This window comes from Bradyrhizobium sp. CB3481 (assembly GCF_029714305.1).
GTDB lineage: Bacteria > Pseudomonadota > Alphaproteobacteria > Rhizobiales > Xanthobacteraceae > Bradyrhizobium.
Genome location: NZ_CP121647.1, coordinates 5,310,266 through 5,331,744, shown reverse-complemented (window position 1 = coordinate 5,331,744; position 21,479 = coordinate 5,310,266). Strand labels below are relative to the sequence as shown.

9 protein-coding genes and 8 pseudogenes are annotated in these 21,479 nt (G+C 59.7%); 9 read left to right on the top strand and 8 right to left on the bottom strand.

Going from position 1 to position 21,479, the window contains the following annotated elements:
* Positions 1-79 precede the first annotated feature (79 nt).
* Positions 80-921: pseudogene (locus tag QA643_RS25980) on the top strand (site-specific integrase).
* Positions 922-1,116: 195 nt separating this feature from the next.
* Positions 1,117-1,902: pseudogene (locus QA643_RS25975) on the top strand (IS256 family transposase); the annotation flags it as partial.
* Positions 1,903-2,045: 143 nt separating this feature from the next.
* Here QA643_RS25975 and QA643_RS25970 read toward each other — a convergent pair.
* Positions 2,046-3,337, bottom strand: a pseudogene (locus QA643_RS25970) (IS1182 family transposase); the annotation flags it as partial.
* Positions 3,338-3,411: 74 nt separating this feature from the next.
* Here QA643_RS25970 and QA643_RS25965 point away from each other — a divergent pair.
* The 3 genes and pseudogenes from QA643_RS25965 to QA643_RS25955 all read left to right on the top strand — a co-directional run.
* A pseudogene (locus QA643_RS25965) lies at positions 3,412-3,765 on the top strand (transposase); the annotation flags it as partial.
* Positions 3,766-3,794: 29 nt separating this feature from the next.
* The gene (locus tag QA643_RS25960; RefSeq protein WP_349253228.1) at positions 3,795-5,138 is read left to right on the top strand and encodes an IS91 family transposase; all 1,344 of its coding nucleotides are present in this window, start codon (positions 3,795-3,797) and stop codon (positions 5,136-5,138) included.
* A 412-nt stretch (positions 5,139-5,550) separates the two neighbouring features.
* A protein-coding gene (locus QA643_RS25955; RefSeq protein WP_283028656.1) for an IS630 family transposase occupies positions 5,551-6,488 on the top strand; the annotation gives its coding sequence in 2 pieces (ribosomal slippage) (positions 5,551-6,370 and positions 6,370-6,488; 939 coding nt in all).
* Positions 6,489-7,039: 551 nt separating this feature from the next.
* Here QA643_RS25955 and QA643_RS25950 read toward each other — a convergent pair.
* Complete coding sequence (locus QA643_RS25950; protein WP_283028655.1) at positions 7,040-7,522, bottom strand: MarR family transcriptional regulator; 483 nt, start codon at positions 7,520-7,522, stop codon at positions 7,040-7,042.
* A gap of 496 nt (positions 7,523-8,018) precedes the next feature.
* On the opposite strand from QA643_RS25950, the gene QA643_RS25945 reads away from it, so the two are divergent.
* Positions 8,019-9,545 carry a porin gene (locus tag QA643_RS25945; protein ID WP_283028654.1) on the top strand — a complete coding sequence of 509 codons (1,527 nt, stop codon included), beginning with the start codon at positions 8,019-8,021 and terminating at the stop codon, positions 9,543-9,545.
* Between the two features lie 865 nt (positions 9,546-10,410).
* Here QA643_RS25945 and QA643_RS25940 read toward each other — a convergent pair.
* From QA643_RS25940 to QA643_RS25930, 3 genes and pseudogenes are all read right to left on the bottom strand, one after another.
* Positions 10,411-11,061 (bottom strand): annotated as a pseudogene (locus tag QA643_RS25940) (hypothetical protein).
* A 55-nt stretch (positions 11,062-11,116) separates the two neighbouring features.
* A pseudogene (locus QA643_RS25935) lies at positions 11,117-11,929 on the bottom strand (MFS transporter); the annotation flags it as partial.
* A 334-nt stretch (positions 11,930-12,263) separates the two neighbouring features.
* Positions 12,264-12,740, bottom strand: coding sequence for an Lrp/AsnC family transcriptional regulator (locus QA643_RS25930; RefSeq protein ID WP_283028653.1), 477 nt, complete (start codon positions 12,738-12,740; stop codon positions 12,264-12,266).
* 184 nt (positions 12,741-12,924) lie between these two features.
* Between QA643_RS25930 and QA643_RS25925 the strand changes: the two genes are divergently transcribed.
* On the top strand, positions 12,925-14,403 hold the full coding sequence (locus QA643_RS25925) for an NAD-dependent succinate-semialdehyde dehydrogenase (RefSeq protein WP_283028652.1): 1,479 nt from the start codon (positions 12,925-12,927) through the stop codon (positions 14,401-14,403).
* A gap of 10 nt (positions 14,404-14,413) precedes the next feature.
* Positions 14,414-15,802: an aminotransferase gene (locus QA643_RS25920; RefSeq protein ID WP_283028651.1), complete on the top strand. Its 1,389-nt coding sequence runs from the start codon at positions 14,414-14,416 to the stop codon at positions 15,800-15,802.
* Positions 15,803-16,181: 379 nt separating this feature from the next.
* Here the strand turns inward: QA643_RS25920 and QA643_RS25915 are convergent.
* Positions 16,182-17,224: pseudogene (locus QA643_RS25915) on the bottom strand (IS701 family transposase); the annotation flags it as partial.
* A 106-nt stretch (positions 17,225-17,330) separates the two neighbouring features.
* Here QA643_RS25915 and istA point away from each other — a divergent pair.
* A pseudogene (gene istA / locus QA643_RS25910) lies at positions 17,331-18,731 on the top strand (IS21 family transposase); the annotation flags it as partial.
* 95 nt (positions 18,732-18,826) lie between these two features.
* Here the strand turns inward: istA and eutC are convergent.
* Together eutC and eutB are read right to left on the bottom strand one after the other, a co-directional pair.
* Positions 18,827-19,819, bottom strand: a complete 993-nt coding sequence (gene eutC, locus QA643_RS25905; RefSeq protein ID WP_283028650.1) for an ectoine utilization protein EutC — start codon at positions 19,817-19,819, stop codon at positions 18,827-18,829.
* Entirely contained in the window at positions 19,819-20,802 is a 984-nt protein-coding gene (gene eutB, locus QA643_RS25900) for a hydroxyectoine utilization dehydratase EutB (RefSeq protein WP_283028649.1), read from the bottom strand. The genes eutC and eutB overlap by 1 nt, the downstream gene beginning before the upstream one ends.
* Positions 20,803-21,479: the final 677 nt, after the last annotated feature.

The following is a 21,479-nucleotide window of genomic DNA, read 5'->3' as shown; positions in this document are numbered from 1 at the left end:
GGAGTCGTAGCAAGGATTGCCTCCTGTCTGAGAGGATTGCGGGTTTTCGCAGCCCAACCCTTTAGACAGGAGGTTTCCGATGGCTGAGATCAGCCCACTTCGCCGCCGCATGATCGAGGACATGACGGTCCGCAATCTGTCACCGGCGACGCAGCAATCCTACCTCAACGCCGTAGCGAAGTTGAGCCGATATTTCGGTCGTTCTCCGGACCGCCTTGACCTGGAGGATATCCGTGCCTTCCAGGTTCATCTGGTTGCGACCGGGATATCCTGGCCGGCGCTGAACCAGATCGTCTGCGCGCTGCGGTTCTTCTACGGCGTGACGCTTGGTCATGACGCCGTTCCGGAGCGCATCGCCTATGCGCGTAAACCACGCAAACTGCCGGTCGTGCTAAGCGCCGACGAGGTCGTTCGCTTCCTGGAAGCAATCCCGAGCCTCAAGAGCCGTACCGCGTTGACCACCGTCTATGCCGCAGGCTTGCGCGTATCGGAAGTGGTCCTCTTGAAGGTTGTCGACATTGATAGCCAACGGATGTTGATCCGGGTCGAGCACGGCAAGGGCGGCAAGGACCGTTACGTTATGCTCTCGCCGCAGCTTTTGAGGATTCTGCGGACGTATTGGCGGCTCACTCGGCCAAAGCGCTGGCTGTTTCCCGGTCGCGACGATGAGCGTCCGCTCGTCCCGAACGTGCTGCACGCCGCGTGCCGTTCAGCCTGTGCTGCGGCCGGCTTGAGCAAGTCAGTGACAGTGCATACGCTGCGGCACACATTCGCGACCCATCTCCTGGAGAACGGGGCCGACGTACGCATCATCCAGGTGCTGCTCGGCCATGCCAGTCTGGCCAGCACGGCGCGCTATACCCAAGCAATACGCCCAGTCCGCTTGACTGGCTCCGCCTGGAGGTCGTGCCGCCCGGCTGAGCGGACCTGATGGCTCCGGTTCTGGAAGTGGCGGATATCTTCCGCCGCCACGGCGAAGCGTTTCGGCAAGCCCGTGCCGGGCATCTGGGCCGCGTCGAGCGGCGCATCATGGGTGCGATCACGGCATGCCGGAGAGGGTGTCCGGAACGATGTGTAAGTAGGTTTCTGTGAGTTTACCTTTGAGGGGAGACTCACATGCCGACTGATTCGACGATCACTCCTGAACTGCTGGACCAGCTTCTGGCGAACTACAGCAAGCCCGAGGACCTGACGGGCGAGAACGGGTTGTTCAAACAGCTTAAGAAAGCCTTGATCGAGCGAGCGCTTGGGGCCGAACTGACCGAGCATCTGGGCTACGAGAAGGGTGATCCTGGCGGCCGGGGCACTGGCAACAATCGCAACGGGACGAGTTCGAAGACGATCCTGACCGAAGACGGCGAGATCGAGATTGCCGTGCCGCGCGATCGCGCCGGCAGCTTCGAGCCGCAGCTGATCGCCAAAGGCCAGACCCGGTTCGATGGCTTCGACGACAAAATCCTGAGCCTGTACGCCCGCGGCATGACGGTGCGGGAGATCCAGGGCCACCTGGCCGAGCTGTACGGTGCCGAGGTCTCACCCGACCTGATCAGCCGGGTGACCGACGCCGTCCTCGAGGAGGTCCGGGAATGGCAGAGCCGGCCGCTCGATGCCGTGTACCCGATCGTGTTTTTCGACGCGCTGCGGGTCAAAATACGCGACGAGGGACTGGTCAAGAACAAGGCCGTCTATGTCGCGCTCGCCTACAACAGCGACGGCGAGAAGGACGTGCTCGGGCTCTGGATCGAGCAGACCGAAGGCGCCAAGTTCTGGCTGCGGGTCGTCAACGAGCTCAAAACGCGCGGCGTCAACGACATCCTGATCGCCGTTGTCGACGGGTTGAAGGGCTTCCCGGAAGCGATCAATTCGGTCTACCCGCAAGCGCTGGTGCAGACCTGCATCGTGGGGTCGTTGAAGAAGCCCGTATCTTCGATTGACTCGCGTTCTTGCAAGATGACAGTCGCGCCGTTGGGAGGCCTCAGGTCGAGGCGATCCTTAAACGGCCGATCGTTAGCGTGAGGAGCGAACACGAGCAAAATGGCTAAAGCGGCTGCGGCCAACCGCTTCAGATTGATAGCAGCGGCGGTCAGGAAAGCCTGGATACGCATGTTGTCTCTGCCACGGCGTATGGCGCGACGGAGACCGTGCCAAGTCTTGGCTTCGCCATGGACGCCCTCGACCCGCCAACGATGACGCCGATAGAGATGGCGTTCATGCTCCCCCCATCTGAGCCTCTTGCGCCGCGCTCTCAGTAACGACGGGTGGTTGACATTGAACACGACCACACGAGCGTGGCGGGAGGGGCTCACGCAATGCGGCCGCAGGGGACAGGCCGAACAGTCTTTGCCACTCGCATGGAAGTGTTGGAAAGAGTCCCGTTGCAGCTTGCCTTTGGGCCGCAGGATCTTGCCGGTTGGACAGCGCACCAGGTTGTGCTTGGCATCGAGCCTAAAGCGCCGCGTCGGTATGACCTTGCCAGGTTGCCGTTCGGCCTTGGCTGGTACAACGGCATCGATCTGGCGGTCCTCCAACGCCCGAAAAACCTTAGCATAGGCGTAGCCTGCATCCATGGTCGCCGTCTTAATAGCGACACCGGTTGTCAAGGCGATGGCATCGAGCTGAGCTTCTAGGGCCATGCCTTCGTTCTGTTCGCCGGTCGTCACCTCGACGTCGACAACGACGCCCTTCAGATCATCGACAGCCGTATGTTGTTTATAGGAGGGTTCGAGATGACGGTTACGACCGTTCGTCGCCATAGTCGCATCGGGGTCGGTCGTGCAGATCTTTTGTATTTGCCGCTCTGACGGTCTTCCCATCCGAACTCGGATGGATTCGCCGCCTCTACGTCGGCAACATGGCGTACGGCCAAAGCGTCCCAGCTCACATTCGCACGGATCAGCGATGCATCGATATGGATGATCTCGCCGGCCACAATCTTGGCTGCTATGCACGCCTTCACGGTGCGTTTGAAGATGTTGCGAAAGCGCTCGGCACCCCAGCGCTGGCGAATGCGCGTCAGCGACGAGTGGTCGGGTAGCACCTCGTGCAAACCGTAGCCGACGAACCAACGGATCGCGAGATTGACCTGCGCCTCGCGTAGCAGCCGTCGGTCATGGATGATTCCCAGCAGAAAGCCGGCAACCATGAGCCGAACAGCCACTTCGGGGTCGATCCCCGGGCGTCCGGTATCTGTGCAGTAGAGATCGGTGACCTCGTCACGCAGCCACGAGAGGTCCAACACGCGATCGACACGAGCGAGGATGTGGTCGTCTGGAACGAGCTGTCGCAACGAACCAGTGATGAACAGCTCCAGCTGATCGCGCTCTTTCCGGCCTAGCATCCTGCCCACCTCGCGAATCAAAGAGAACCGGCGGGACCAGTGAATCAACGTCTGCAGACTTCTTCAACAACCCCATCGTGCACCTGATCCGTAACAGCCTTGCCTTCGTCTCCTGGAAGGATCGCAAGGCGATCCTGCCCTCGATCAAGGCGATCTACCGCGCCGAGAGCGCCGACGCAGCGGCGCGTCGCCTTGCCGAGTTCGAGGCCGAATGGGGCAAGCGCTATCCCGCCATCGGCCAGATCTGGCGCAATGCATGGGAGCACGTGGTGCCGTTCTTCGCCTTCGCACCAAGCATCCGCAAAATGATCTACACCACCAATGCGGTCGAGGCGCTGCACCGAAGCTTGCGCAAGATCATCAAGACCCGCGGCAGCTTCCCGACCGACGAGGCGGCACTCAAGCTCTTGTATCTCGCCATCAAGAACGCCGGCGTTCATTGGCGGCGGCCGGTCGAATGGACCGCCGCCATGGGGCAGTTCGCCATCCACTTCGGTGCGCGGTTTCCAGGAACCGCCCGCTGATGAGCACAATCGACATCACGGCGCCGACGATGATCGCTTGGTCCGAACCTTCGCCGTCAAGCCCCGCGCCTGCGGCGCGCCGCTGCGCGGCTTCGGGGCTTGACCGCTCGGTCCGGCCAAGCAAAGTGGTCGGCCATGCCGTCGATGCCACCAGTCAATATCTCAAATACCAACTTCAACCTTCACAGAAATCGCTTACACAAAATTTCGGATATTCCCCATGCCGGACGGCTGTGCTCGGTGGCCACCTCGAGCAATGCGACGACTGCGGTGCCACCCGCATTGCCTACAACTCCTGTCGCAATCGGCATTGCCCGAAGTGCCAGGGCTCGGCGCGCGCGCAATGGCTTGCCGAGCGACAAGCCGAACTCCTTCCCGTGCCGTACTTCCACGTCGTCTTCACATTGCCGGCGCCGGCCAGAGAGATTGCTTTCCAGAACAAGGCGGTGGTCTATGCCATCCTGTTCCGTTGCGCCGCGGAGACGCTCATCGCCATCGCGGCCGACCCCAAGCATCTCGGCGCCCAGCTCGGCGTGACCACCGTCCTCCATACTTGGGGCCAGACCCTGCAACACCATCCGCATGTCCACTGTGTCGTGCCTGGTGGTGGACCTTCACTCGACGGCACACGATGGGTCGCTTGCCGGCCCGGCTTCTTCCTGCCGGTGCGCGTCCTCTCTCGGCTGTTCCGCCGCCTGTTTCTGCAAGAGCTGCAAGCTGCCTTCGTGGCTGGCCAGTTGGGCTTTTTTGGCGATCTCGCCCATCTCGCCAATCCCGCCGCATTCACCCAGCGGCTCGGTCAGCTCCGACGGACCGACTGGGTCGTCTACGCCAAGCCACCGTTCGGCGGACCCGAACAGGTGCTGGCTTATCTCGGCCGCTATACGCATCGCGTCGCCATCGCCAACAGTCGGCTGATCTCACTCGCCGATGGTAAGGTGAGCTTTTCCTGGAAAGACTATCGGCAGAATCGTAAAGCCAAGGTGATGACGCTCGATGCCGGTGAGTTCATCCGTCGCTTTCTCCTGCACACCCTGCCGGACGGCTTCCACCGCATCCGCCACTATGGCTTCCTCGCCAATGGCGGACGCAGCGACAAAATCGCCCTCTGCCGTCAGCTCCTCGCTGTCCGCCATCTTCCGCCAGATCCGGAAGCCGATCCCCTCGTCAAATGCGAGATCCCCGCATGCCCACATTGCGGCGGCACCATGCGGCGCGTCGACGTCATCCCGCGAGCCTGCGCGCGCGACCATCCGTTTCGTTGTAACACGTCATGACCAGCGCCTGCACCATCCACCCCTTCCGCGATCACCTTGTCGGTGGCAACGTCCGATGTCGCCGTGGCCGCGTTCGTCGCCGAACATCCCGCCAATCGTTCGGTCACGCATCCCAGCGCAGCAGATCGCTCGCTGGATCGCGCCCTTGGCCCGATCAATCGGGCCGCTCACATCCAATGAATGTCTCGCCGACGCGTGGCGACCACAGCCGCGCATGCCCCGCAGCAGCACCCGCGGCACTATCCCCATAGCGCCCACAACTCCGCGGCTTCGTTCAATCCGGCTTCTATGAGGTCGCACGCTACGACAGGGCGCGCGGCGGGCCTTTGCCCAGCGACCTCACAGAACCCTCAAGATTCCCAAATCAGTGCGTTTCTGATTCACCATGCTGGCTGGGCGGAGGCCAGCATGGATGGGCAAGCCTTATTCTCTGGATCTTCGCAAGCGTGTGGTGGCCGCGATCGAGGGCGGGATGTCTCGCAATCAGGCCGCCAAGCAGTTTGGGGTTGCGATCAGCACCGCCATTGGCTGGATGAAGCGGGTCGACGAAACCGGCAGCGTTGAGCCTGGCCAGATGGGCGGTCACAAGCCGAAGGCGGTTTCGGGAGACCACGCAGTCTGGCTGTCGCAGCGGATCAGGGACGGCGATTTCACCATACGCGGTCTCGTTGCCGAGCTTGCCGGCCGCGGCCTGAAGGTCGACTACCACTCGGTATGGGACTTCGTGCATGCCGAGAAGCTCAGCTTCAAAAAAAGCGTGGCGGCTGGCGAACGCGATCGACCCGAGGTCGCGCGGCGGCGGGCCCAGTGGTCAAAATATCAAGGTCGCGTCGAAGCTGAGCGGCTCGTCTTCATCGACGAGACCTGGACCAGGACCGATATGGCGCCCTTGCGGGGATGGGCGCCGCGCGGGCGCAGACTTCACGCCAAGGTTCCCCACGGCCGCTGGAAGACCATGACCTTCCTGGCGGCCCTGCGCCATGACCGGATCGATGCGCCATGGTTCATCGAGGGGCCGATCGACGGCGTGAGCTTTCGCACCTATGTCGAGAAGGTTCTTCTGCCTGTCCTTCGACCCGGCGATATCGTCGTCTTGGATAATCTCGGCAGCCACAGGAGCAAAGCAGTTCGCCACCTCATCCGTTCGGTCGGCGCCAAGCTCTTCTTCCTCCCAAAATACTCACCCGACCTGAACCCGATTGAACAGGTCTTTGCCAAGCTCAAGCACCTGTCCGCAAAGCCGCCGCGCGAACCGTCGACGCGGTCTGCGCCGCAATCGGCCACGCACTCGATGCCTTCACCTCCGAGGAATGCGCCAACTACCTCAAAAATTCAGGCTATCGAACCTAATGCCATCATGCTTTAGCCCTCCCGATTGAGCTGCACGTGCAGGCGTCTATTGCCGAAGCGACGGCGCTCCTGAGCGATCGCCCTCATGCGTTTGTTCTGGCTAATGATTTCTCGGTGTCTGATCGCCTCGTTGCTGCCGCGGTTTGCGACGATGGCCTCTGGAATTGGGCGAGGGGGGCTGGCGTCCGTCCTGGATGAGGACCCCAGATGTAGTGGACGTGCATTTAGTCTCGGCGCGTCGCTCGCGATTAATACGACAGTTGAAATGCCCAGTTCTCGTTGTCGCCGGTGAGCACGGCGTCGTCAGCGCGTCGGAGGCGATCAAACTACGGGCTGACTGCATGGCGGCACGCGTTGATCTGCAGTTGGCTATGCCGCGGACGAGCCGGACTCCGTGGGGAGATCGAGAACTTTGTCACTTCCGACGATTGCATCTTCCGATGGCTGGAGCATAAGCTCGCACACAGTTCACCTCCATAGCCATTTGTCGGTCAGGACAGCAGGAACACAGGCCTTACGGCGCCGGCGAGCTCGGCGGCGCTCACTCCTACCTACAATACGCCTAAACTTAGTTTTTGAGATGCCAATCGGCTATTTTTGGCAATCGAAGTTAGCCGTTTGTTGAGGTAGTGAAGGGACTCCTCGTCAAGGTCGCCAAACATCGTCAAGTTCAGGGCTTGTCTTTTGATCGACAGGTTCGTGATTTCCGCCCGCGCTTTTTGAGTCAGCGAAATCTGCAGGAATCTCGCGTCCTCAGGCGACGTTACACGGGCCAGCAACTCCATTTTTTCCAATTTCTTCGTTTGATTCGTGACGAAGGCGGGATGGATTCGGAGTTTATTCGCAACCGCTATTCCCGAGACCCCGCAACCTTTGTCGAGCTCGTCAATGGCCATCAGTATCAACCATTGTGGTTCGGTTATTCCGAGCATCTGGGCCCAACTCTTATGTATTTCATCGAGCTGGGAGTGGATCTCAATAATGTTCCAGATGAATTCGCTAACGGCTCTATCGAGTTGTTTTGTTTCGGCCATGTCGGTCTTTCTGCCAAATCTCTGGTGTCGCCGGATAGGGCGCGCACCTGATTCCTCATTAGGGCGAACGTACGTAGCCCTCTTAGGCGAGCCAAAAAAGTATCCCCACGACACGGCCGCCATGTGAAATTACAATTGACAAATACAATTGATTGTAGCTATTCATGCCACTGGTCATTGCAGAGGGAGACGAAGAATTACCTCCAAGTGAAGCCTTCGGGATGCCCCCCGGAGGCTTTTCTTTTTAATAAGCGCCAGTAGTGGCGTCAACGTTTGCGGGAAGTGAGGTGACTGTTGCCCTTCTGCAACCATTCCCAACCTAAGACGATTGCTCGAATTATTTGATTGTTACAATTGCTTTGAGCAATTATATCACGATGGACAGCGAGGGGGCGCCTCGAAGTCGTTCCGTCAAGCACCCGCCGCCAGCTGGCGGGCTTCCTAGCGACGGATCTTTGAAGGACGGAAACGGCGTTTCCAACTTGGAGGTTCATCAATGAAACTGACAAAGAGTCTCATTCTCAGTTCTGCAGCAATGTTTGCGGGCGGCGGCGCGCAGGCCGCTGATCTTCCAGTCAAGGCCAAAGCGATCGAATACGTGAAGGTTTGCACTCTGTATGGTGCCGGGTTCTGGTACGTCCCAGGCACCGATACTTGCATTAAGCTCGGTGGTCATCTGCGAGCCAGCACCACAATTAACGGCAGGAATCACAATGGTCCGTTCTGGAACGGCAACGGTGGTCAACACAATCGCTACGCGGATCGTTTCACGGCTCGGTCGCGTATGGCGTTGACCGTAGATACGCGCACCGCGACTGAATACGGTGTGGTTCGTACGTTCGGTCAGATCGACTTCGATTTCGACGATCCCGACAATACCGCATCATTTTCTGGTTTCCCGTTCGGAAGCTCCGTCTACATGGAAAACCTCTTCATCCAGTTCGCCGGCTTCACCTTCGGTAAGTCGGCATCCGCCTACGCCACACCATGGCACGGCTATCCGGGCAACCTTAGCTCGTCCCTGCTCGGCGGGCACGACACCGTCACCGGCGTGAACAACATCCAGTACACCGCCCAATTCGGCAACGGCGTATCGGGCACCATCGGCCTCGACTCGCCGATGTACTACAATCGCACGCAGGTCTACAATCTGGGTTCCGTCGGTATCAATGTTGTAGGCATCTCGCCCAACGCCTATGCAAACGTGCACGCGCCGGATATCGTGGGCAACATCCGCGTCGATCAGGCCTGGGGTCTGTTCCAGTTTTCGGCTGCTGCGCATGAAGTCTCCGGCTCCTACGATACCCTGACGGCTGGCACCGCAGCTCCTAGCGCTCTGTCGGAAATCTCCGGTCACCCCGCCAGCAAGTGGGGCGGTTCGGTGATGGCTGCATTGCAGGTCAAGAATCTGCCGACCGGTCCTGGCGACGACATCAAGATAGATGCGTCCTACGCCGTGGGTACGACCAAGAACGTGATCTCGACCTCGGGGTTTTCGCCGAGCTTCGCGATGTTCTCGGGTACGAGTGCTGCAGGTGCTTACCAGAGCATCGGTCTCGGTGCGACCTCGGACGCCATCTACCTACCGGCGGCCTTCGGTGGCGACGGCCAGCTCAAGCTGACCAAGGCCTGGGGCATCCGCGGAGCGTTCAATCACAACTGGGATCCCTATTGGTCGACGAGCTTGTTCGGCAGCTACTCTGCGGTCCGTTACGATGGCGCCGTGGGCGATCTGTCGACCGCCAAGGGTGCGTACTGCGCCGCCTTCGCGGTTACCCATCCTGGCCAGGGCGCGACCTACACCTGCGATCCAAGCTTCAACGTTGCGCAGCTCGGTGTCATCACCCGTTGGACTCCCGTCAAGAACCTGTCGTTCGCGGCGGAACTCCTCTGGGTCCACCTCGACCAGAAGATGTCGGGAACCTCGCTTTTCGGCCCGGGTGCTCCCAAACCGACCGCGACTTACGAGTTCAAGGACCAGAATACCCTCTCTCTGCTCCTCAACGCTCGGCGCAACTTCTGAGTCTCTGTCAGCCAACGCAAAACAGTAAAGACTACATCATAAAGTTCAACCTTCATTAACATGGGCCCCCGGCATGACCCCGGGGGACCTTCCCGAAATCTTTTTTAATATGCCCAACACACCTCCTTTTTGCTTTTGGCTCGCCGAATGAGGCTCAATGCACGAAGCAGGTCTCTAATTGCATGCTGGTTTCAGGAAAGCCCGAATGGCAAAGCATTGCTTCTGGCGCGCACATTGCATCGTGTGATCAGCGATCCTCATTCTGTTTGCGTTTCCAACACTCTGTAAGGCAACACGCGCTGGACGTAATCCGCCAGATCGCCGGAACGCGAGCGGCGCACTTAGAAACACACTGATCTGGGCGCGCGAATCATCCTGCAACGGATCATTTGTCCGGCGAGCTCGTGCCGAGCTATTTATCTCTGGTTCGATAGCTGCGTACCGGTAGAACTGAAGCTCGAGCATTCCGAAAGTCCGGTATCTTCAAGCTGCGTGTGACCAACGCCATTCTCAAGCAAACCGAAGCCGCGCGGCCGCGGGTAGTTGTGGCCGCCTCCTAGCAATCATGGCCGGACGCTTTCTCATCCAGCCCGCGCGGTGGGTCCTGCGCAACGGTCTGCATGCCGCTGCTGGCCCCGGAAAACAATGTCTCGGAGCTCTGCCGCCTTGGCTTGGACGTGCGGATCATATCTCCTGCAAAACGACGGGGTAACTTCCTCATGTCGTCGCGGGGTTAAATCCGGACGTCGCTTGACACCGAGAGGGCACGGCGGGAAATTGATGCGCTTGTTGTAAACAACTCATCCATATCACGCTGTGTGCCGCTGGGGCTTGTGATTTTCGAGACGTGATGAGGAACCCACGTTCATTCTGCGTCGCCAGGACGGAGAGGCGCTGTCAGTAGCCGAGAACTCGTAATTGTCTCGCTCCGGGTGTTCGGGTGCCGCGCTGCAGACGCCGACATGTTGCATAATTGGCCGCGACGCGTGCGCCTTGGGACACGCAAGGCAGCCGGGATTGGCTTTCGTGAGTTACTGCGGAGGTGGTCTCCGATGCTTACAGTCATTAGTCTGAGAGACGCAACAAGTTCATAAGCAGCACGTGCCCTTGTAGGGGTCAATATCGATTCCGGATGGAACTGCACGCCATGCGTTGGTTGGTGGCAATGTGCGAGGCATGATTTCGCCTCGTCCGAACGCGCCGATCACCGTGAGATGGACCGCGCATAGCTAATCGACTCAACAACAAGATCGGGACTAACGCAAAGTGGGGACGGGAGTTCTTCGAACAGGCCTCGGCGCTCATGCAATAAATGTGAGAACTGACCGAGCATAGCGCTATGTGCGCACGCCACGCGTCCGCCAAACACGCTCCCGATACACTGGTGCCAAAGGCAGATGTCAAGAATTGATGCGGCCCGAGAGCTCGCGGACGACCGCCGTGGACATTCCGGCCTCAATTGGAGTGGAGGGCGGGGGTATGACCACTGCACGCGACGTAAGGCAAACAAGATCATTGATGCTGATCGCGTCGTTCCGGATTGCTTCACCCAGTCTACGGAAATAGCGGGCAATCATGATGCCATAGGTCCGGGCACCGGCATGCAGGAGGTCGCGCACTACGAGCGGCATCAGCGCCAAGATGGCGCCGCCAATTACTTCGGTCACGATGGTGCGATCAGCACGATCTTGATCGATGGCGAATTGCTGATGTAGCGGACGCCCGAGATGATGGCGCGCTGAGCTTTTCTGGCGGCAGTCGCGTGGGTTCGGAGATGCGCTGCCACTGGAACAGCGCGACCATCAGCGGAAGATAGAGCAACGCGTTGAGCGCGAACGCGGCAACTGCACTTGCCGCCGCCACAACGAAACCTCCGATTGCCGGCCCCACGCTTTGCGCAATATTGCGGCTGATCCCGTTGAGCGCGATCGCGGACGGCAGCGCCGCCGCGGGCACCTGCTCGCTGACCGAAGATTGCCAGGCCGGTCCCATCAGCGCCATACCGCTGCCGATCACAAGATACATCGCGAGCAACAAGTCCGGCGTGATCAGACCGAGACAGGCGACCGTTGTCAGCGCGCTAGCTCCAGCAAGGGAGACGGTGAGTGAAACCAGAGCCACGAGGCGCCGATCATGCATGTCGGCGATGGCACCGGCCGGCATTGAGATCAGCACAACTGGGAGCATCAGAGCCGTCTGCACCAGCGCGACCTCGCCGGCCGACGTGGTCATCTGCGTCATTGCCTAGGCCGCGCCGACGCCTTGAATCAGGATGCCTAGATTGGAGAGCGGGCTCGCCAGCCAGGTGCGCCGAAAGGTGACATAGCGCAGCGGCGCAATGATGCCTCAGCACTGACTATCTTAGGCTTAGGCGGATCGATCATGTTGGCTCCTGCGTCCCGGCAAGAGCTGGATGGCGAACCCAGGCAGCGATTGGTCCGCGAGAGCTTACTGCCAGCAAGTGGACAAGCGCTCTCCCAACCTCGTCCGCTTCGCGTACGTCTATCTGCGCGGCGTCACGTCGCGCCACTTTCGGAATTGAGGTGCCGCGCAAGCTCTACCATGCATTCGCGGCATCAACGCTTCTGGGATCTTGCCGTGCCCACCCGCAATAGACCGGAAGGCACTTGAGCTCTCAATAGCCCTCGAACAAGCTGAGAATGCGCCGGACGCGAAGCACAAGCGCAAGGATCAGCGGCGTGAGACGCTGCTGTCTGGTCAATTTTCGTTCGGTAGCTCTATTGGAATTGCAAAACCCGCCTTTACGCGGTCCATGATGACCATTGTCTTGAACCCCTTGATGTCCGCGTTCTCATAGAAGAAGCGGCGAGTGAATTGCTCATACTCTTCCATGTCTCGCGCGGTAATGTAAAGGACAAAGTCAGCGTCACCGGTGACGTAGAATCCATTGACGACCTCAGCTGATGATTTGATCGCCTTCTTGAATTTATCGATTATGTCTGAACGCTCGCGCTCAAGAGTTACTAGCACCAGCATTTGAATAGGCCTTCCTACCGCCTTCGCCGAAACGATCGAAACGTCGGCCTCGATGATGCCTTCCGAACGAAGCCTCTTCAGGCGTCGCTGACACGCGGTAGCAGAGAGTCCAGCTAGTTCGCCAATTACCTCGGATGTCAGACGGTTGTTCTTTTGCACGATTTCCAGGATCCGGGCGTCTATTCGGTCGTATTGCATAATCGGGGCTCCAGGTGAATTCCGTCGTAAATTGCTGCTGTGGTGCAGAAAACCCTGGGAACGACAGCGAAATGCGACGCAAAAAATCTGTTTGCAACATTAGTATCCTGAATGCCCAGTGGATTTCAACAAGCCACCGCGAGGCTTTCAAATGGTCGTTCGAACTGCCCGGAGAAGTCCGGACATGGTCGGTCTTGCTTCAAGATATCTGAAAGAACTCCGCCGTCGCGATTTTGTCGAGGGGGCCGCGCTCATCGATGGTCGATGGATTGCGAGCTCCAAGAGAGACGTTGTGGTCGATCCGGCTACAGGAGGCGAGATTGCTGATGTTGCCCGTTGCAGTGCCGCGGAAATGGCTCTCGCGATCGCAGCAGCGGAACGTTCGTTTGTTGCATGGCGACAATTGTTGCCGGCAAAGCGCGGTGCCATCCTTAGGTTCTGGGCATCATTGTTGCTCGACCACTCAGAAGAACTTGCCATCGTGGTGACAAGCGAGCAGGGCAAGCCGCTTTCTGAGGCACGCCACGAAATCGCCTACGCTGCTGGATTTCTCGATTGGTTCGCTGCAGAAGGCGAGCGCGCATACGGAGAGACGATCCCAAGCCACAAGCCTGGGAGTCTACTTCAGGTGCGAATGCAACCTATCGGTGTTGCGGCGGCGATCACCCCGTGGAATTTTCCTGTCGCAATGATCACGCGCAAGGCTGGGGCAGCTCTTGCAGCCGGCTGTCCGATCATCGTGAAACCTGCTCCGGAGACGCCACTGTCTGCGCTTGCCGTGGCTAGATTGGCCGTGGAGGCTGGCGTCCCACCCGGAGTGCTTCAAGTGCTTGTGGGGGACCCCATCGAGCTTTCGACACCTCTGTTGCGCGATAACAGAATACGCGCTCTTTCCTTCACGGGTTCTACGCAAGTTGGCTGCTTGCTTCTGGCGGGCGCGGCCCAGACCGTAAAGAAGGTGTCGCTCGAGCTGGGGGGGCATGCCCCCTTTCTCGTCTTCGATGACGTCGATCTTGACAAGGCTGTCAAGGGAGCTGTGGCCGCAAAGTTTGCTACGTCGGGTCAGGATTGTTTGGCGGCTAACCGCATCTACGTACAGAGGGGCATCTGCGGTGCCTTCGTGGAGGCGTTCGCGGCGGCAATGGCTAGACTTCAGGTCGGTCACGGCTTGGATCCTGCAACAGATATTGGCCCAATGACGAAATTGTCCGTGGCCAACAAGTGCAGAGTGCAAATCGATGATGCCGTGGCTAAGGGGGCGCGGCTTATCTCCACGAAAAAAGACGAGTGCCTAGCTCCGACTTTTGTTTTTCCAACGCTGCTGAGTGATGTCACAGAAGACATGCTCATTGCGCGTGAGGAAACATTCGGGCCAGTGGCCGCCGTGCTGCCATTCGACTCTGAGGAAGAGGTTATTGCGCGAGCCAATGCTAACGAAATGGGCTTGGCTGGTTACGTCTATACGGACAGCTTGCGGCGAGCGCTTCGACTTTCTGAGCAAATCGAGTGCGGCATGGTTGGTGTCAATACGGCCTCGTTTACGGGGCCTCCTATTCCGTTCGGTGGTTGGAAGCAGTCTGGGCTCGGCCGTGAAGGATCGCGGCACGGCTTAGCGGAATATACAGAACTAAAATATGTCTGCTTCGGCGATGTAACGGGTTAGGAGAATCGATATGACTGATATTAAGACCATTGCCGAGCTCGATCGTGCGAGTGTTCTGCATCCTTTTACCCAGCTCAAGGAATTCGCCACTGGTAAGATTGGTGATCCGACGATCGTCGCTGGGGGCAAAGGCATCCGCATCGAAGATACGCAAGGACATAGTTACATCGACGGCTTTGCTGGCCTCTACTGTGTAAACATTGGATACGGCCGGACTGAAGTGGCTGAGGCCATCGCGCGGCAGGCCTATAAGCTCGCATATTATCACACATATGCGGCGCACACGACCGAAGAGTTGGCGATCCTGTCGGGTCGTCTCGTAAGAATGGCGCCCGGCAAGCCGAGCAAAGTATTCTTCGGTTTGTCCGGATCGGACGCTAACGAAACTCAGGCTAAGCTTGTATGGTACTACAACAATCTGCGTGGTCAGCCTAAGAAGAAGAAGATTATCTCGCGCGAGCGAGGCTATCATGGCTGCTCAGTCATTTCCGGTTCGATGACTGGCATGTCCTTTTACCATGATCATATGGACCTTCCCTTTTCGGGGATTTTGCATACAGGAACACCGCATCACTATTGGGGCGCTGAGCGAGGCGAGACGGAAGAGGCCTTTTCTCGTCGGCGCGCAGCCGAACTTGAGAACCTGATCATGCGCGAGGGACCGGAAACAATCGGGGCTTTTATTGCTGAGCCGGTGCTGGGCACGGGCGGGATTACGCCCCCTCCAGCCGGTTACTGGCGCGAAATTCAGGCGGTGCTCAGACGCTATGACGTCCTTCTAATTGCGGACGAGGTGATTTGCGGATTTGGTCGAACCGGCGCTGACTTCGGCAGTACCCTATACGGCATGGAGCCAGATCTAGTTACGGTCGCCAAAGGTCTGACATCAGGCTACGTGCCCCTCTCGGCAGCGATCGTCGGCGAGAGAGTCTACTCGGTCATGGAGGATGCGGCCGATCGCGTCGGAGCATTTTCGCACGGTTATACCTATTCAGGCCATCCGATTGCGGCCGCTGCCGCTAACGCAGTGCTTGATATCGTCGAGAAGGAACGCCTAAGCGACCGCGCGAGGATCGTCGGCTCACACTTCCAGAAGCGTCTGAAGGAACGGTTTGCGCAGTTGGAGATCGTCGGCGAAATTCGAGGCGTAGGCTTGTTGGGCGCCGTCGAGTTCGTTGCGGATCGTCAGACCAAGCGGCGGTTCGATCCGGATCTCAAGGTGGGTCCTCGAATCTCGAAGGCCGCTCGTGATCGAGGGCTGATCGCACGGGCGATGCCGCATGGAGACATCCTTGGGTTCGCTCCGCCTCTCGTCGTAGCCGAAAGTGACATCGACGAGATTGTTGATCTCGCGTATCGAGCGACGAAGCAAGTAATGGATGAGCTGACGGTCAATTGATGGCGTCCCTCAGCAGGCAACCGCCATATACGACGTGGGCTCGACAGTTTATCGATACTTATCGGATTGAACTCAAGGAAGAGAGCGCGTACCAGAGAAAGAGATTAAAACCCGTGTTCAGCGCGTATTGGACCTCGTTGAGTTGTGAGCTTTCGGCGCGCGGCTGCCAGTTCAGCTGAGCGGTGGCAGCAGCAACACCATATTTTGTTGGCCGCCAAGGCAAGCTGCTGCTCACCCTTCGGCGCTGCTCTTGCTAGGCGGTATTTGGGATGCCCTTTTGAGGTTGCTCGTCACCGCCTTCGGCACAAATGAGTGCTCGTTGCACAATTATCGCGAGGTACTAGCACTACTTTGGCAGATTTATTTGGGCTGCAGCTTTTCACGGATTCGTCCTCTGCAATATGGGCATCGCTGGGATGGCGGTCGAAGAATGAGATCGACGATGGCGTGACGTACGGCCGGCAAGCTTGGCTGAGGCGGGGGTCCGTTGTTTCTTTTTTTCCGCCCCGCTTGTGCGAGGCGGCGGTGTTGCAAGAAGGCGTACGCGATCATGGTCATGAGTGCGTGACGATGAAGACCTTGCCAGGATCGTCCCTCGAAGTGATCAAGCCCGAGTTCCTCTTTCAACTGCTGATGTGCCTGTTCGCAGATCCATCGCGCCTTGATCGTGGCAGCTAGTGTGCGCAGATCTGTCGCGGCCGGCAGACTGGCGAGATAGTATTTCTTCTCCCCTGAGGTTCTGTGTTCACCGATCAGCCAGGCCTCCTCGCCGGGAAGATGCTGCTGGCCCTTATCCTTGATCCGCTGCGGTGGTCCATCGGCGATCCGCACCCGAACGGCGGCAAAACGCGCTTTCAATCGACCCTTGGTCCCGGTTCGCCAGCTCACAGTTTGCCACTTGGCATCGGCGAGCATGTCTTCGGCTGCCCGCGACAGGATGTCCGGAATGTACCGCTTGCGGGGACGCCCGCGCATCGCGACCGGCCAGATCAACTTGACGCCGACCGGGTACACCTTCTGGTGACGGGGGATGCCGACGGCCCAGGCCAGCCCGCGTGCCGTGAGCCCTTGTCGAAACGGCGCGCTGAGGCCGTATCCTGCGTCCGCCAGCACACAACCAAAGCACACGCCGGCTGCCATCGCGCGATCAATCTCTGGCTTGGATCGTGACGCCCGGTATTCGACCGGTACGCCGGCGCGCTTCAAGCGTGCGGCGTCGCTTGTCCAGCTCTCTGGCAGGAAGAGACGCAATGCGATCATCACCGGCACTTCGCCGCGCGCAAGCGTCAGCGACACCAACGTTTGGCAATTTGCCGTCTTGCCAAGCGCCGAGGCATATTGAGCCGCGATACCGACCGAGCGTTCGCTGCCGCGCGGCAATCAGGATGACAGTGGAGCGTCAATCAGGATGAGAGAGCTTCGCGGGGCTCGTGACGCAGGGAGGGCGTAGCCCGACCGGAGTTACGAGCCCGGCGTCGGCGCGATCCTTGAGGGGACCGCGCCGACTGGTGATCGCGGCCGGTGGGTTATGCAAGTGGTTCTTCCGCCAAGAGGAATCACTCGCTTGCCAGGCCGACACGTTACCGATCACCAGATGAGGCTCTACATGAAGTACCGTCAGACCGATACCCCGCCAGTGGCCGCCGCCAGAGCGTCGTTCAGTACCTCGACCGCGTACCGCTTCGACAAGGATCCAAGGCTCCCATCGCAGAAGAAGGGAGCCCGCGGCCGGCGCCGACCGGATCCCTTGGCAGACGTGTTCGAGATCGACGTCGTGCCGATGCTCAAGGCCGCCCCCGGCGTGCGGCCGATTGCAATCTTCGAGGAGATGTTACGACGCCATCCTGAACTCGGGACCGGCATCCGCCGCACGCTGGAGCGCCGGATCCGCGCCTGGCGGGCAATCCACGGCGAGGAGCAGGAAGTCATCTTCCGGCAGACCCATGAGCCCGGCCAGGTCGGCCTGTCCGACTTCACCGACATGGGCGAGCTGGGGGTCACCATCGCGGGCGTGCCGCTCGATCATCGCCTCTACCATTTCCGGCTGGCCTATTCCGGGTTTGAGCACGCCCACGTCGTGCTCGGCGGCGAGAGCTTCGTCGCCCTGGCGGAAGGCCTGCAGAATGCCCTGTGGTCGCTCGGCGGCGCGCCGCGGGAGCATCGGACCGACAGCCTGTCGGCCGCCTTCTGCAATCTGGACCGGAATGCTCAGGACGATCTGACACGGCGGTACGAGGACCTCTGCGCCCATTACGACATGCGGCCGTCCCGCAACAATCGCGGCATCGCCCATGAGAACGGGGCGATCGAGAGCTCGCATGGCCATCTCAAGCGGGCGATCGCCGATGCACTGCTGTTGCGCGGCACCGCTGACTTCGATGATCTCGCCGCCTATCGCGGCTTCCTCGACGAGATCGTCAGCCGCCGCAATGCCCGCAATGCCAAGCGGATCGATAGCGAGCGCGCCGCCCTGCAGACGTTGCCGGATCGCCGCACCTCCGACTACGAGGAGGTGATTGTCCGCGTAACGTCGACCGGCGGCTTCACTTTACGCAAGGTGTTCTACACCGTGCCGTCGCGGTTGATCGGCCACCAACTGCGGGTGCGCCTCTACGACGATCGCCTCGACGTGTTCGTCGGCGGCACGCATCTCCTCACTCTGCCGCGTGGACGCCCGCATCCGAGCGGCAAGCACGACCAGGTCGTCGATTATCGGCACGTGATCCATTCCTTGCGGCGCAAACCAATGGCGCTGCTCAATCTCGTCTACCGTGATCGGCTGTTCCCGCGCGATGCCTACCGCCGAACCTTTGACCTGCTTCGGCAACGGCTGCCGGACAAACAGGCTTGCCGCCTCATGGTCGATCTGCTCGCACTTGCCCATGAGCGCGGCTGCGAGGCCGGACTCGCCGATCAGCTCAGGGCTGATCACAAGGAAACGCTGGTACGAATCGGCCATCGGGGCGCGTACCGTGCCATACAATTCAAGCAAGCCCGCTGGTCGTGTCTGGTCCGCCTGATTGCTCAACTCTCGAATTCCATGCCAGCCCCTGCAGCCTTAGCCTGTGCGAGTGCGAGCAAGGCGATGGCTGTGTCTTGGATGCCGGTCCCGGTGAGATCGGCGATGGTAATTTGCATCTCGCCCGCGCGGCCCGTTTTCGACCCGGAGATGATCGCACCTAGTTCTGGAAAGCTCGCATCGCTCGCAACGGCACCTGTGGCAATCGCGTGGTGCAGTTCTCCAAGGCGCCGCGTCTGGGTGAGGCTGTCGGCGACATAGAGCTCTGCGCGGACGATTGCGGCCGGGTCGATTTCATTCTTGTGTTCGGCGTCCGATCCCATCGCGGTCACGTGCTGTCCGGGTTCCAGCCATGCCGCCCTCAGGATGGGTTGAGCGGCCGGCGTCGTGGCGATGACGATATGCGAGCCGGCCACGGCCTTTCTCGGCTCCGCATATGCAATGATTGGAAATCCCAGCTGCGCGGAGAGCTCCTGCGCAACCGTTTGGGCCTTCGAGAAATTGCGTGCCCAGACACGGGCCTCGCGAATCGGTCGAACCAGAGCGAGCGCCTGCAGCTGGAGCCTCGCCTGAATTCCGGCGCCCAAGACGGCAGCCACGGAAGCGTCCTTGCGAGCGAGGTACTTTGCCGCCACCGCACCGGCGGCGGCCGTACGGACGTTGGTCAAGTAGCCGTTATCCAGCAAGAGCGCTTGCACCAACCCGGTTTTGCTGGAAAGCAGCACCATCAGGCCGTTGGTGCTCGGCAAACCGAGTTTCGGATTGTCAAAAAAGCCAGGGCTGATCTTGACGGCAAAACCGTCCAGGCCCGGCACGTAGGCCGCCTTGACATCCACCTCGCCCCGATGTTCGGGAATCTCGAGCCGCAGGATCGGGGGCATCTCCACCGCCTTGGTGGCGAGCGAATAGAACGCATCCTCGATGCATTGCACGGCCACGAGGTCGAGCGGCACGATTTGCCTGAGCTCGCGCTCGGTCAGAATCTTAATTCTTGGCATCACACCTCCTGGCCAAAAGGATTGCTTATGCCGTTTACGACCCGGCGATGTAGATCCATGTCGATATTGCGGCCTGAGAGCACGACCGCTACCGGCCCTCGCAAACCAGCGACCTTGTGGGCGAGCAGCGCAGCGATACCGACCGCGCCCGCACCCTCGATGACTTCACGTTCTTGCTCGTAAGCATGACGAATGCCGGCCGCGATCTCACTCTCGCTTAGAAGCACGACGTCGTCGAGCAGGGCTCGACACATGGGGAATGTCAGCTTGTTATCCAGGCCGATGCCACCGCCGAGCGCGTCGGCCAGGCTTAGAAATTCCTCCACTTGCACTGGCCTGCCGGCATCGAGGCTCGCCTTCATCGCCGCGCCCCGCTCCATGGAAACCCCGATAACCTTCACACTTGGCCGCAAGCCCTTGACCGCTGCTGCGACGCCCGCGGCCAACCCGCCGCCGGAAAGACCTATGAGCACCGTAGCGACATCCGGCATCCCTTCAGCGATTTCAAGGCCGATGGTCCCCTGTCCGGCAACGATGTCCGGATGATCGAAGGGGGGCAGCAATACGAGCCCATCAGCCACCAGGCGGTCGACCTCCTGCTGCGCTTCGTCCTGCGAGCCGCCAACGATTCGCACGTCCGCGCCGAGAAGGCGGATTTCCGAGATCTTGTTCTCCGGCACCAGCCGCGACATGCAGATCGTCGCGCGCGAACCGACCGACCGAGCTGCATAAGACAGCGCTCGACCATGGTTGCCGGTCGAGACTGCGACCACTCCGCGCCTCCGATCGGCTTCAGTGAGCTGGAGGATCGCATTGATAGCACCGCGCAACTTGAAACTTCCGGTAGTTTGATGATGTTCAAGCTTCAAGCCCACGGTAACGCCGCAAAGAGCAGAAAGAGCCGGCGAGTGTACGAGCGGCGTGGAGAGTACGTGGCCGCTGATGCGTCGTCGCGCACCCTGAATAATATCGAGATCGATCATAGATACTCCTCAACTCTTTCACGCGATAGACGCCGCCTTTGATCACACTAGGCGGCCAATTTTTACGATAAATACGGATTCTCAACGTGACAATTGTGAATCCCGCTGTTTCGAGCAGCATCCGCGCGATCTCTCGATTCCAGGCGTGGAGACGCGGAAAAAGGTCCGCTGCGAGGGTTTATGTTGTAGGTTAGGAAAGCAATCTGGCGAGGACGGCAGCTCGCGCAGCCATACCGAGGAGCAAGCTCGACCCGAGGAGCTCGACATCGCCACGGGCACACCCACTGGCCCGACCAGTGCCAGCTGACGCGGATAGAAAATACGACGTTCGGGCTTGTCGCGGCCCTCGCTCGACGGGGCGTTAAGTGCTGCAATGCTAGCCGGCTCGAGTCCCGATTCCGTGCGGGCCACGTCATCTGACCAAGCCTACGCGACAAGGGTCAAGAAATCGAGTAAGGCCATCGGCATCGAGCAACGCGTCGACGGGATGGCATCGGGCGGAGTTCTGCCATAGATGACCAGCACTACGACTGAGCATTAGACTTTCAGGCGTCATGGACTGAGGATATACCAGATCTAATACGGAACTCCCCTAACCAGGCCCGAATAGGGGTGAAATTCTGCACGCGATTGCGAGAATTCAAAGGCTTTCCGCGATTGATCGTGATGCCGCGCGT

Excerpts from the sequence above, each read along its gene's own strand:
- QA643_RS25925 (WP_283028652.1), top strand. The coding sequence starts at position 12,925 with ATGGTCGGTCTTGCTTCAAGATATCTGAAAGAACTCCGCCGTCGCGAT.
- QA643_RS25930 (WP_283028653.1), bottom strand. The coding sequence starts at position 12,740 with ATGCAATACGACCGAATAGACGCCCGGATCCTGGAAATCGTGCAAAAG.
- QA643_RS25960 (WP_349253228.1), top strand. The coding sequence starts at position 3,795 with ATGGACCGCCGCCATGGGGCAGTTCGCCATCCACTTCGGTGCGCGGTT.
- QA643_RS25920 (WP_283028651.1), top strand. The coding sequence starts at position 14,414 with ATGACTGATATTAAGACCATTGCCGAGCTCGATCGTGCGAGTGTTCTG.
- eutB (WP_283028649.1), bottom strand. The coding sequence starts at position 20,802 with ATGATCGATCTCGATATTATTCAGGGTGCGCGACGACGCATCAGCGGC.
- QA643_RS25945 (WP_283028654.1), top strand. The coding sequence starts at position 8,019 with ATGAAACTGACAAAGAGTCTCATTCTCAGTTCTGCAGCAATGTTTGCG.
- QA643_RS25950 (WP_283028655.1), bottom strand. The coding sequence starts at position 7,522 with ATGGCCGAAACAAAACAACTCGATAGAGCCGTTAGCGAATTCATCTGG.
- eutC (WP_283028650.1), bottom strand. The coding sequence starts at position 19,819 with ATGCCAAGAATTAAGATTCTGACCGAGCGCGAGCTCAGGCAAATCGTG.